This is a genomic window from Sporosarcina sp. FSL W7-1283, from assembly GCF_038003105.1.
In the GTDB taxonomy this organism is placed as follows: domain Bacteria; phylum Bacillota; class Bacilli; order Bacillales_A; family Planococcaceae; genus Sporosarcina; species Sporosarcina newyorkensis.
Genome location: NZ_JBBOOL010000001.1, coordinates 2,209,327 through 2,221,356 on the forward strand (window position 1 = coordinate 2,209,327; position 12,030 = coordinate 2,221,356).

At 38.8% G+C, this 12,030-nt stretch carries 12 protein-coding genes; 6 read left to right on the top strand and 6 right to left on the bottom strand.

Features of this window, described 5'->3' with window-relative positions; all coding sequences use genetic code 11:
- Nucleotides 1-42: 42 nt before the first annotated feature.
- Nucleotides 43-1,980: a DUF342 domain-containing protein gene (locus MKY93_RS10900; RefSeq protein WP_340759066.1), complete on the bottom strand. Its 1,938-nt coding sequence runs from the start codon at nt 1,978-1,980 to the stop codon at nt 43-45.
- Between the two features lie 220 nt (nt 1,981-2,200).
- Here MKY93_RS10900 and MKY93_RS10905 point away from each other — a divergent pair, with 220 nt between their 5' ends.
- A complete protein-coding gene (locus MKY93_RS10905; RefSeq protein WP_340759067.1) occupies nt 2,201-2,998 on the top strand; it encodes a S1C family serine protease in 798 nt (265 codons plus the stop codon).
- Nucleotides 2,999-3,048: 50 nt separating this feature from the next.
- Here MKY93_RS10905 and MKY93_RS10910 read toward each other — a convergent pair whose 3' ends face one another.
- Complete coding sequence (locus MKY93_RS10910) at nt 3,049-3,366, bottom strand: general stress protein (protein ID WP_245799438.1); 318 nt, start codon at nt 3,364-3,366, stop codon at nt 3,049-3,051.
- 236 nt (nt 3,367-3,602) lie between these two features.
- Between MKY93_RS10910 and MKY93_RS10915 the strand changes: the two genes are divergently transcribed.
- Nucleotides 3,603-3,980, top strand: coding sequence for a carboxymuconolactone decarboxylase family protein (locus MKY93_RS10915; RefSeq protein WP_078816898.1), 378 nt, complete (start codon nt 3,603-3,605; stop codon nt 3,978-3,980).
- A gap of 45 nt (nt 3,981-4,025) precedes the next feature.
- Here the strand turns inward: MKY93_RS10915 and MKY93_RS10920 are convergent, their stop codons facing one another.
- Together MKY93_RS10920 and megL are read right to left on the bottom strand one after the other, a co-directional pair.
- Nucleotides 4,026-5,174, bottom strand: coding sequence for a baeRF3 domain-containing protein (locus MKY93_RS10920; RefSeq protein ID WP_221836408.1), 1,149 nt, complete (start codon nt 5,172-5,174; stop codon nt 4,026-4,028).
- A 551-nt stretch (nt 5,175-5,725) separates the two neighbouring features.
- Complete coding sequence (megL, locus tag MKY93_RS10925) at nt 5,726-6,916, bottom strand: methionine gamma-lyase (protein WP_340759068.1); 1,191 nt, start codon at nt 6,914-6,916, stop codon at nt 5,726-5,728.
- A gap of 349 nt (nt 6,917-7,265) precedes the next feature.
- On the opposite strand from megL, the gene rpsD reads away from it, so the two are divergent.
- A complete protein-coding gene (gene rpsD, locus MKY93_RS10930; RefSeq protein WP_078816901.1) occupies nt 7,266-7,868 on the top strand; it encodes a 30S ribosomal protein S4 in 603 nt (200 codons plus the stop codon).
- 117 nt (nt 7,869-7,985) lie between these two features.
- On the opposite strand, the gene MKY93_RS10935 is transcribed toward rpsD, so the two are convergent.
- Nucleotides 7,986-8,129, bottom strand: coding sequence for a hypothetical protein (locus MKY93_RS10935; RefSeq protein ID WP_176132486.1), 144 nt, complete (start codon nt 8,127-8,129; stop codon nt 7,986-7,988).
- 455 nt (nt 8,130-8,584) lie between these two features.
- Here MKY93_RS10935 and MKY93_RS10940 point away from each other — a divergent pair, with 455 nt between their 5' ends.
- Nucleotides 8,585-9,688, top strand: a complete 1,104-nt coding sequence (locus tag MKY93_RS10940; protein ID WP_340759069.1) for a nitric oxide synthase oxygenase — start codon at nt 8,585-8,587, stop codon at nt 9,686-9,688.
- 433 nt (nt 9,689-10,121) lie between these two features.
- On the top strand, nt 10,122-10,286 hold the full coding sequence (locus tag MKY93_RS10945) for an aspartyl-phosphate phosphatase Spo0E family protein (protein ID WP_078816915.1): 165 nt from the start codon (nt 10,122-10,124) through the stop codon (nt 10,284-10,286).
- Nucleotides 10,287-10,494: 208 nt separating this feature from the next.
- Here MKY93_RS10945 and MKY93_RS10950 read toward each other — a convergent pair whose 3' ends face one another.
- The gene (locus MKY93_RS10950) at nt 10,495-10,737 is read right to left on the bottom strand and encodes a hypothetical protein (RefSeq protein WP_221836384.1); all 243 of its coding nucleotides are present in this window, start codon (nt 10,735-10,737) and stop codon (nt 10,495-10,497) included.
- Nucleotides 10,738-11,290: 553 nt separating this feature from the next.
- On the opposite strand from MKY93_RS10950, the gene MKY93_RS10955 reads away from it, so the two are divergent.
- Entirely contained in the window at nt 11,291-11,995 is a 705-nt protein-coding gene (locus MKY93_RS10955; RefSeq protein WP_340759070.1) for an excalibur calcium-binding domain-containing protein, read from the top strand.
- The last annotated feature ends 35 nt before the right edge of the window (nt 11,996-12,030 follow it).

Here is a 12,030-nt window from a genome sequence, read left to right on the forward strand (position 1 = left end):
ATAACTTTACTCTTCCTACTCTATGCATCTCGGTGTAATGGATCAGGTAATCGTCAAAAATCCTTCGGAGTTCAGCATTGCGGTAACATGATGCCTGAGAGCGAAAAACTCATATCGCTGATTTCCAATTTGAATGACAGTTCCTGGATGTGCTGTTCCAATCCGAATTTCTCCAACCTCATCAGTTTGGATATTCGTCTTCACGCCAGCAGCAGAACCTGTTTCATCTAGGTCAATATGTCTTCTGCCAATTACTTCGCCGCCACGACAAACACCTTTGATGGCAATGTCATGTAATGCAGTAATTGAACAGTTGTAGACACCTTTCGACATAATATGGATTTTCCCGTTGCTATATAATATGCTATTCAGCGCAAAGGAGGCTTGCAATACCGATTCAGGCCGACTCTCTTCATTATATATTTGAAGCAACACGTCCGCATCATCTATTAATTGTCGCAAATAAGAGATGGTTGTTTGTTCTTCTCTCAGCGGATCGGCAAATAATAGATACAGCCGCTCGGAAAGTTCCAGCCATTCTTTCTCCAATCGTCTCGAATGGTTCTTGACAACTTGAATAAACTGTTTGTTTAATTGCATGAAATCACTATATTTCTGTTTTAATAAAAGTTGAATCGCTTGTTTCAAAATAAATGGCGCTATTTCTTCCGCTTTCTCGCCACGTAATGTAAATATTTGAACAAGCGCCAATTCGATATTACGTAAATAGGAAAGAACTTCTTCAAGATCTTTCAACAACATCGAAATCACTTTTTCCTGTATCCCAACCGTAACAGTGGAAGAAAAAATACTTCCTTTAATAAATACTGATTTTGTTCCTCGTATGGAAGCCTTCGTGCTGTTTTTTATGATCGTAATCGACCCAGACGCTGCGACAAACATTGAGGGATGTATACTGCCGCCAATCCAGACATCCCCATCAAAATAAATATTTCCGCTCTCCAAATTAACGTCAGCAGAATGTCTATATTCTCGATTAACATCTATTTTCACCAATTTCCCGCGCCATTCTATTACGGGTCTTCCATCAATTTTTGCATAAACTTTATTTTGAAAAACTTTCACATGCCGACCCGATCGCATTATGATTTCCTGCGGCGGTTTTACCGGCCTTTCTTCATCAAATAAACTCTTCCCCGCGATTCCTTCCACCGGTGGACTATATGTTGCGATCAACTGACCAGCTTGAACAGTAGGGATGGGATCTTGCTCCCGATAATCTACTCGTTCATGCTCCTCTGCTTGTTCTTTATCAAATTTTAAATGAATAACCAGCGCAGCATTTTTACTTTCAATTGGCGCAGTCCCTTTTGCCACGACGAATTCTTTAACTTCCAATGAATTTGCCGCTTCTTTTATAGCATCCATACATAAACCGTTCTCAATCCCCATTTTTCTCAGTTCATCCACAAAGCTCTCTGTTTTTAATTCGTTAAAGTTTTGCGTTTCTTCTGTTACTTGGATATTCAGAACCGTTTCCCACTGTGTATCCATCAATGTACGTGTAATCGTTTTTCCCGGTGTCACGATAGCCTTTGCGATCATGTCGTCATCCTTTAATTGAATGACGAACTGAGGATCTAGCTTTTCTGCTTTTGCTTTGCAAACGATTTGATCTGTGGGTAAAAGAATTGTACGCCGTGCCACAATATCATCGTTAATTCTTAATTCGGTCCCAGCGGACGGAATAATCATCGGATATTTCTGATCTTCAAAGTGCGCTTCCAGTTGTCCGTTGTGAATTCGTACGACAGATTGGTTTTCCATAATTTTTTCTTTCTTTTCTTCCACTTCTGTAACTGAGACTTCTGCTAAAACTTTTTTCAGTCTGAACATGGATGTTCCAGCAGGTCGATTTACTCGAACAGACACTTCATCCAATGTGAGCCCCAATACCTGAAGCGCTTGCTCTAACGCCTGCTCTACAGTCTCTGCTTGGATCGTAACAGACCTTTTCACACTCTCACCTCCAAATCAATAGTCCTTTATCTCCATTTCTATTATATCATAAAAAGAAGCTTTTCTACTAATATTATCTCAAATTTCTGATTAATCGACTTTCAAAGACAAGAAATCAAACAGAATCACTCTTCCTCGTTCACATTATTAGGTCAGAGGTGCGGTACAGTATTTTTCATTCAGTTTCTGGTAAACTACTTAGTAGAAAGAGGTGGAATGAGTGGATTCTAAAGATCCTTTGCATGAAGACTTGGATGATGAAGAGCTACAAGAACTAGTGCTGGAAGCGCAACGTGAAGCGCTTGAAAAAGCAGCTACTGAAAAGAACGAACGCCGCGTATACCGCCCATTTCCAAAATGGATGTTTTGGATCATGGCGACAACATTGGCAGTCAGCACATTCGCTATTGTATTTCAAATTTTTTCGATACCAGCAATTGAATTTTTAAAGACCTCATCTGAACTCTCAAGAAACCCGCAAGTTGCTGCATATAAAGAAGCTGTTGTTGTCGTCTCAACCGGGGATGGTAAAGGGACTGGATTTTCTATTAGTGATAAAGGTACAATCCTTACAAATTATCACGTGATCGAAGGGAATGAATCGGTTATGGTCTTTTTCCCTGAGGGACAGCGATATTCCGCCACAGTCACTCGTACTTTCCCAGACATTGACCTCGCTATTTTAGAAGTGCGGGGAGAGGATCTTCCCTATTTAGTGTTGGCCGAACAAACCCATTTTGATGAACATGAAGCTATCACATTCATTGGCAACCCTTTAAGTTTTTCAGGCATAGCCAATAAAGGGTATATACTTGATTATATTCAATTGCCTGATTGGGACCGCCCTGTCGTGATGATCCGTGCCCCAGTTTATCGCGGCAATAGTGGTAGTCCGGTGATCAATAATGAAGATGAAGTAATCGGTATTATTTTTGCTACTTTAAACGAAGACAACCATGGAAAAGTGGGGCTTTTCATTCCGATTGACGCCTACTATGAAGCATTGGATAATTTATGAGTATAAAAAAAGTCGGCAAAGGACTTGTCCTTCACCGACTTTTTATTTTTTTATCGTTTTGCTACGAGTAAAAGTCTGCCTTTATCAAGCTCGCTTTCGCCTTCTTGCGCTTCAGCTTCAGTCAATCCAACTGATTGCATTTCACTGCGTAATGTATCTCCACGAGAAGTAAACATATTCTTCATTTTATTAAGGAAGCCCATCTCCCCCATTCCAACTTGTTCAGAATCTAACGCATCTGCGATTTTGTCTTCGCGATCCTGATTGTGTGCGAATATATAAATATCGTCATGTGTGTAGCCTTGAGTCACTAGCTCTTCAATCTTCTTTTTTGCTTGTACTGCATTTTCTAAGAAAAACTTTTCCATTTGTAAAACCTCCAAATAATTGTTTTCCGCTCTATTCATCTATACCTATTCAGCCTGCCTTTCAAACTTCCTCTACACACTTCGCGACTTTGTGCCCACTATCTTTTCACCTAACTAATATAAACTGCTCACTTCCTTTATAAGCAAAAAATCTCCATTTGTTTAGAGTACATTCGGACTATGCTATACTAACTCTATAATTTATTAGAAAATAATAGAAAAAGGATGGGAACATTATGTCGACAGATCGTTTGGAACAAGGTTTACGCAAAATCAAAGAATATGTTAGCGAGGAAGAAGCAGAACGGATGATGACGTCCGATACATTAAAAGATCTAGCACCTGATTTACGAAAGTACATCGTAGAGTTTGGTTATGGAGAAATCTATTCTAGGCCTGGATTAGATAGTAAACAGCGACAGTTGGTGACGCTTGCTTCTCTTGTGACGCAAGGTACAGAACCACAGATTAAGACACATGTAAAACGAGCATTGACGGTTGGTTTGACTAAAACAGAAATCGTCGAATGCATTATGCAACTAATACCTTACGTCGGCTTTCCGCGTGTTCAAAATGCTTTGTCTGCCGCAAAAGAACTTTTAGAAAATGAATAATTCTACAAAATGCCGGTCGAGAACATTTTCCCAACCGGCTTTTCATTACCATCTATAAATTGCCGCTATTCCGGTATCGACAGGCATTCGCTCTTCTGGCAAGACGACTACTTCCCCGCCGCTTTTAAAAACAATTTCAGCCAAGTCGTCCATCACATCATCAACAGCTGTATTCTTCAGGTTTTCTGTCTGAATTTCTCCTGTATCCAAATTAATTCTACCTGGGTACAAACGACCGTCTTCTAACATAAGACGACTAATCCGATCTTCACTGGCGGCTTGAACAACTTGCTCTATTTTTTCAGAGCCTTGACCATTAGACCTTGCGTTCTCAAAACTATCTACTAGTTTCTTTGTTTTTTCTAAATAATTTGGTTCAATGCATTCCCATGCGGTTTTTCGTAATTGTTCTAAACTCAGTGCTTCAAAATCAGATTTGATTCCGATTTGCTGCAAGTGCGGGTTGTGGCTCAGTTCTTTAAAAGGCGTATGGTACTCTGTCAACGTGACCAAATATAAAGGCAATCCACTTGGTTTGGAGTAATGCTCTGCAACCGTTCGGTCGACATAGCGGAAATAACGCTCAATATCTATATCGATTTCGTCTTTTTTACTTCCATGCCCATGCATCATTGCGGTTCCGGCAGCTCCACTTGAATCACCTGCACCTAAGTATGATTCGGTCACTTGATCACCGATTGCTTCCGCTTTAGTTTTTGCCAATCCTTCAGGTATTTCCACTTCTTCTACACCGTAGCGATTTCCTTCAAACAATTTAAACTGTTGTCGATTGACTCCTAATAAATGATAGCGATCTGCCGATTGGAATACTCGGATGAGAGGCTTGATATGGAAGCTTTTTGAAACGATTGCCAATTCAGGAACGGGCCGTTGGAGTCTATAGGCAATACAACGATCTTTCGTCGCAAATAACGCTAGTCCATCTCCTGCATGAGCCCAGAATGGCCTCTCGCCTACTAGCTTTTCAAGTGGCTCAAGTAAGCCCTTCACTTCATTCGCAGGATATTCTTTTTCTAGTTCTTCATGTACTTTTTGTAATAAATTTTTAAATCGTATTGGATCTTGCTGATTTTCAGGACGATAACGGTGGGTCGGTTGATAGATTGAGATACATAGCTCCGCTTGCTCCCTCAAAAATTCATGTGGAAATTCATTAACAATTTCTACGTTCATCCTAATCCCTCCAGTTCAAATTTTCCTGCCTTTTAACAGCGCAGGCTCTAATTTATTTGTTCCCCTTTCATCTAAATGTAAACTCCGTCCATCTTGACTATTTACAATTCGGTTGACATGTAATGATATATGGTATATAATAAGTATTTGGTATTGATAACTGATCTGACACAATAAATGGCGTTCTGCAGATGTTTTTCGGAACACTTATTCATCACTGGCGCGACTATAGGGTCGCAAGGACGCAAAAGTAGGTAGGGTTTGCGTTGCTTAAGTAAAACAACCAGTAGAACAACAACCGCGGCAAATACGGTTTATTCAGATTCTACATGATGTATAGAAACCAACACACTTATGATATAGAGAGATCCAACATAATAAACTGGTAAGTTATCAAAAGTAAGGGCTGCTTCCAAAAGAGGCAGCCCTTCCACAATTTTATACAGTAAACAGAACCGCCCGAAAATTTTTTTTCACTTCGGGCGTTTTTTTGTGTAACGAAAAGGTTGCCACGGAAAGACCTTCCACGGCAACCTCTCTTCATTTCTTCATTAAATAGAGTGTAATGCTTGTTCGAGATCAGCTATCACATCATCCATATGTTCTAGTCCTACAGATAACCGAAGCAAGGAGTCCGTAACGCCCATTTTTTCTCGTTCTGCTTTTGGTATTCCTGAATGTGTCATTGTCGCGGGATGTTGCATCAATGTTTCCGCATCACCTAAACTAACGGCCAATTTCACAAGCTCCAGTTTATTCAGCAACTGCTGTGCTTCCTTTTTACCACCTTTAATCGTAAAGGAAATCAATCCTCCACCCATTTTCATTTGCTTCTTCGCAATCTCATACTGTGAATGTCGATCATCAAATGGATAAAAGACTTCTTCTACTTTCGGTTGTTTTTTCAGATAATCAAAGAGAATCTTGGCGTTGGCAGAATGTCTGTCCATACGCACAGGCAACGTTTTGATTCCCCGCAGCAATAACCAAGCATCAAATGGCGAAATCACGCCACCATAATCTTTTTGAACAGTACTGCGAATAGTCGCTATTTCTTCTTGATCTTTCCCTACCAATAATCCTGCGATTACATCCCCATGACCATTCAAATATTTCGTTGCACTATGCAACACAAAGTCTGCCCCGAATGTCAGAGGTGTTTGGATATAAGGCGAACAGAATGTATTGTCTACGATCACTTTCAAGCCATGACGTTTGGCAACATTGACGACAGCCTGCAAATCCACCAGCTCCATCGTCGGATTAATTGGAGTTTCTACATATATACATACCGTTTCAGGCGTTACCGCTTTTTCAATTTCTTCTTCTGTCGCCATGGAAATTAGATTATGTGTGATACTGTATTTTTCCTGCATTATTTTTAATAAACCAAAGGTGCATCCATAAATTCCGCGAGAACAAAGCACATGATCATTCGCCTTTGTAACATGGACGAGCACTGCACTAACAGCTGCCATTCCCGATGTAAAAGCCAGTCCCGCTGAACCTTCTTCCATTCTAGCAATCCGTTCCTCCAGTACACCAACAGTCGGGTTTCCTAAACGTGAATAAATATTACCACTCTCTTCACCTGCAAATCGCCTCTCACCTTGCTCGGCCGAATCAAATACATAGGTTGCCGTTTGATATAAAGGTACAGCGAGACTACCTTGATGCTCTTTACTATTATACCCTTCATGAATCATTGCCGTTTCTTTATGCCAGTTGTTATTCTTTTGCATGTTGATTCCTCCTTCTACTACCTTATTCAATTAATCATATGAAAGCGTATTTTCGTTATACTATTTTCAGTGTAACGCGAATTCTCGAAAAGTGAAAGAATCGTTTCTCTAAACTTCCTCCATATGTATAAAGCTTGACCTAGGACTAATTAATTGGTATGCTATTCTTTGTGTAAAATAGTTGCAGCAGTTATGTGTTCCATTGTGTCCAGTCTATTCCTTTATAAAGGTGTATCGCGTAACCTCGGGGCTGCAGAGGCGAAGATGCAAGATAATAGAATGGCAAATGGATTGAACATATCTGGTCTTATTTTACAACAAAATAAAACCAACAGAGGAGGAGTCTCTCATGGCTCGATATACAGGTCCATCATGGAAACTGTCACGCCGTCTTGGTATCTCACTAACCGGCACAGGTAAAGAAATTGAAAAGCGTCCATACGCACCAGGACAACACGGTCCTAACCAACGTAAAAAACTTTCCGAATACGGAATGCAATTACAAGAAAAACAAAAACTACGTTTCATGTACGGTGTAAACGAACGTCAATTCCGCACGCTTTTCAACAAAGCAGGTAAAATGCAGGGAATTCACGGTGAAAACTTCATGATTCTTCTTGAAACTCGTTTAGATAACGTTGTATACCGCATGGGTCTTGCTCGCACTCGTCGCGCAGCTCGCCAATTGGTCAACCACGGTCACGTACTAGTAGACGGCAAACGCGTAGATATCCCATCTTTCGCTGTAAAACCTGGTTCTGAAATCTCTCTTCGCGAGAAATCTCAAAACTTAACTGCTGTTGAAGAAGCGCTAGAAGTGAGCAGCTTTGTTCCTGACTATGTGACTTTCGACAAAGATTCTAAAAAAGGCACGTTCGTTCGCCTTCCAGAGCGCAGCGAATTGGCTGCTGAAATCAACGAAGCATTGATCGTTGAATTCTACTCTCGTTGATTAGAACATTTAGTAAAAACCCTGAAACTGCCTAGTGGCATTGTTTCAGGGTTTTTTCTATTTCGGAGTAGTTTGTTTAGGCATAGAAAAAGCACCGCCTAAACGGTGCCACATACTTTACTGGTTATTCTCATCTTGACGCTGTTCCGAAGGTTCCTCTGTCGGATCCGGTTCGTTTTCATCTACTCCATTGCAGCCAAATAAAAATCCAGCAGATAAAATAACCGACATAAGTGGAATAATATACTTTTTCTCTTTCAAGTTAATCTCTCCAATCTAAGTATGCTTGTATCATTTTGCCCTTACTTTGATTTATTATTCGTAGTTTGTAAAATATATGGAGAAAAACATTCACATAAACACTATAATAGTGGCCTGCTATATATTCTGTTACCTGCATTCTTATGCTCGTTTGCACATCCTCCAAGATGTAGACAGCGATATCATGCCGCCTGATGCCCGCATCTCCTGTCACCATGCAGAAGAGCTTACCGTCAATGTCATAGGTTTCAACCCGATAGATGATCAGGCATCCCTTAGGGATTTTTGGTTCATTTCTTCGTCTACTCCTCTTTTCTTCGAAATGTGTATCAAATTCGTTTAACCCTCATGTTTCATTCACATCTTTCCAAATTGAACAATTCAATGAATCTACAAATTGTTTAGTCATCCCCCTCTTATATTCGTGTTAAGCTCAATGTAAGGAGTTGATGCTAATGGTTCAATCTACTAAAACAAATAAATTGCTAATGGAAGCAACACAATTTATTAATCATTGTTACGATGAACTCAATATATCTAAAGAAAATCAATTGAAGCGAATTGAAGAAATTAAAAATGAAATAAATACTACCGGAACATATTCACATAAGACTTTTGAGTTAACGCACGGAGCAAAAATGGCTTGGCGCAATAGCAATCGTTGTATTGGTCGATTACTCTGGAACACATTGCATATTTTTGATGCTCGAGATGCACTTACAGCAGAAGATGCATATGAAAAATTAGTTAATCATATTGATTTTGCTACAAACGGTGGGAAAATCCGATCTACCATTACGATTTTTGCACCTCGAAAAAATGGAGAAGATCCTATTAGAATTTGGAACCATCAATTACTACGTTATGCCGGATACAAAGAGGGCGATAAAGTAATTGGTGATTCAACATCTATCAAATTGACAAAAATGTGCCAAAGAATGGGATGGAAAGGGGATAATACCCACTTTGATATCCTCCCTCTAGTCATTCAGGAAATAGGAAAAAAACCTAAATTATTTGAAGTCCCCCATGAAATTATTAAAGAAGTGCCGATAACTCATCCGCAGCTTGATGATTTTAATAAGCTGGGTGTAAAATGGTATGCCGTTCCAATCATCTCAAACATGCGTTTGGAAATAGGCGGCGTTGATTATCCTATGGCCCCATTTAATGGTTGGTATATGGGCACAGAAATTGGAGCAAGAAACTTAGCCGATCAAGACCGTTATAATTTACTGCCAAAAGTTGCCGAAATAATGGAATTAGACACTAAGTCAAACAGCTCGCTGTGGATCGACAAAGCTTTAATTGAATTAAATATCGCAGTAATACATTCTTATCAAAAAGAACACGTAACGCTTGTCGACCATCATACAGCTGCAAAACAATTTAAGATTTTTGAAGAAAACGAAAGAAAAAATGGTCGACTTATCACAGGTAATTGGGCATGGCTTATTCCACCACTATCACCAGCAACAACTGACATTTACCATAAACCATATAGCAATGACATTTTAACTCCTAACTACTTTATTCAAGCAGACCCTCCAGAAAATTAAATGGACAGTTCCAAATAGCTCATTATTATTTTTTAAATTTTTAGGCTAAAAAAATATTACAAAGAAGAGATCAATGAGATTGGTCTCTTCTTTCATATATAAAATAGTTAATTCCACTACATATTTTGTGTCACTTCCGTCGTTTTGTCTGCAAATTGCGTAACATTATTAGATGAAAGCCTATCCCCCAACTTAATCAAAAACCTTCATTCTCCATCTTCGAAATCAAAAACTAAAGGGTTGATAAAAGTCAAGACAAAATCGGTTTATTTTACACAAAACTCATTGTTTATGACATTATTATGAAATCACTTTTTTACGCATAAATCGACACTCTTTACATTATGGGTAGGCTAATATAGAAAAGGTTGTTTCATCTCAATCAAACGCCCCAGATGAAGAAAGCTAAAAATATTGGATGAGAGGGATTATAATGATAAGTTTCTTGTTAAAGAAAATATTAAAACGTAAAATTGAAGTAAAAAGAAAGGACATGTATAAAAAAGCTGAAAATTTAGGGTTCACACATCCGCTAGTAGTAAAATGCAGTCAAGAATTAGATGTATTGCTTAATAGTTACTTTGATCAAGCTGCTTAATTAGAGGGAGGAATATTTATTAATCAAAATCTCAGATCTTTATAAAGCCAGTCAGAACAAATAAAAATTCGATTTGATTGGCTTTATTGTTTTGAAATCACTTCTTTAAGCAATAAACACTGTCCCCTACTGCTATCCATCCCCGCCCACTTCTCTCTTTTTAAATAAAATAAATAGAACGCCCAAGACGGACGCCCCTATTAATCGCTTATTTGCTCTTTACATATTCCATACCTTTCGGCGTTATGGACAAAACTAAATTATCCGACCCTTTCCCACTATCTACGGCATATTCATTTTCGATAAGATAGTCAATAGCCAGTTTACTATTCGCATCGGCATTCAGCATTGCTTTTGGCAAAGTGTAGCTTCCTCCATTATTCGCAAAATGATAATCATAAAGGCTTTGTAACAGCATATCTGATAGTTTAGTTACTTCTTCGTTTGTCATGATTAATCCCTCCCTCTTTATTTAATACGATAAGTGAAAGAAAAAACCTTCATTTAATACCTTCACCAAAATACACTTTTAAACGTTCTTTAGCAAACGTCGCTGTACCTCCCTCTGTAATTATCAATAATAATCCTTTTTTATAAGGCCCCAATGCTCGTCTCGTAAACTTCCGTCCTCATTTATAACACAGTCGTTCTTATGTTTGATGCATTATACTTTTTATTGATTACTCAGGGGAAATAGTTCTTCTCCTCACGAGTTTCTGCTTAATAATATTATTAACCCTCGATATACATTCTTTAAAGAACACCTACTACGTTAAATATAACTTCAGAAACTTTTCAGAAGTCACTTAAAGAAACAGATAGGATAACGATATATAACAAGGATGGTGGATACATAGACAAGTTTCATATAAGTTGGAAAGAGTTTGGAGTGAAAAAGGGTCGCCAACAAATTTAATTTTTCGCTTAGAGTAATTCAATCTATGTTTGAGATAAATGTAACGACTTCATCAGTCCTCTATTAAATATTATATTGAGGTGGGAACATGCTGGCAATTGCAGCGGTAGGTTTACTTATATTTTTTGGTTCATTGATTTATCTGGCTTATCATTTCGTAAGGAAAATTAAGAATAGTAATCGTATATTACCGAAGAAGCCTTTCTACTCCGCTTTAATCGGAGGTCTTTTATTATTTATCGTTGGGGCTTTCAATGTGGATACAAGCGTACAAGTTGCGTTCGAGAAAGCTCAGGAAGAGAATATCGAGTTGATTGCAAAGAACGAAGAGATGCAAACCTTACACAATAAACTTATAGAAGAAAATTCGAAGTTGCTAGAAGAGAACAAGAATGCGAATAAAGAAATTGACGAGTTAGTGGTGAAGCTAGATGATTCCAATAAATTAACAAAAGAGTTAACGGAAAAACAAACTGCTCACGAAGAGAACAACAAAGCTTTTGAACAGGAAATTACTGATCTCACAGCGAAGAACACAGCTTTGACAAGTGAAGTTAGCAACCTAAAAGGCCAGGTAGCAAGCATGAATACAAACGCCACTGTAAATGCTGCTAGTAATAAATCAGATTCATCATCTGGCAGCAGTGTATCAAAGCCGAGCCAACAGAGCTCTACTGCTTATTATAAAAATTGTACTGCTGCAAGAGCTGCAGGGGCAGCGCCTGTATATCGAGGAGATCCGGGATACGGAAAGCACCTAGACCGTGATGGCGATGGAGTCGGATGTGAATAACCTGTTTCTGACCAAATGCTGAACACGCTTTCCAA

Bases quoted from the DNA above. Each gene is read 5' to 3' on its own strand.
- MKY93_RS10910 (WP_245799438.1), bottom strand. From the start codon at position 3,366: ATGGAAAAGTTTTTCTTAGAAAATGCAGTACAAGCAAAAAAGAAGATT.
- MKY93_RS10915 (WP_078816898.1), top strand. From the start codon at position 3,603: ATGTCGACAGATCGTTTGGAACAAGGTTTACGCAAAATCAAAGAATAT.
- MKY93_RS10920 (WP_221836408.1), bottom strand. From the start codon at position 5,174: ATGAACGTAGAAATTGTTAATGAATTTCCACATGAATTTTTGAGGGAG.
- megL (WP_340759068.1), bottom strand. From the start codon at position 6,916: ATGCAAAAGAATAACAACTGGCATAAAGAAACGGCAATGATTCATGAA.
- rpsD (WP_078816901.1), top strand. From the start codon at position 7,266: ATGGCTCGATATACAGGTCCATCATGGAAACTGTCACGCCGTCTTGGT.
- MKY93_RS10940 (WP_340759069.1), top strand. From the start codon at position 8,585: ATGGTTCAATCTACTAAAACAAATAAATTGCTAATGGAAGCAACACAA.
- MKY93_RS10945 (WP_078816915.1), top strand. From the start codon at position 10,122: ATGATAAGTTTCTTGTTAAAGAAAATATTAAAACGTAAAATTGAAGTA.
- MKY93_RS10950 (WP_221836384.1), bottom strand. From the start codon at position 10,737: ATGACAAACGAAGAAGTAACTAAACTATCAGATATGCTGTTACAAAGC.
- MKY93_RS10955 (WP_340759070.1), top strand. From the start codon at position 11,291: ATGCTGGCAATTGCAGCGGTAGGTTTACTTATATTTTTTGGTTCATTG.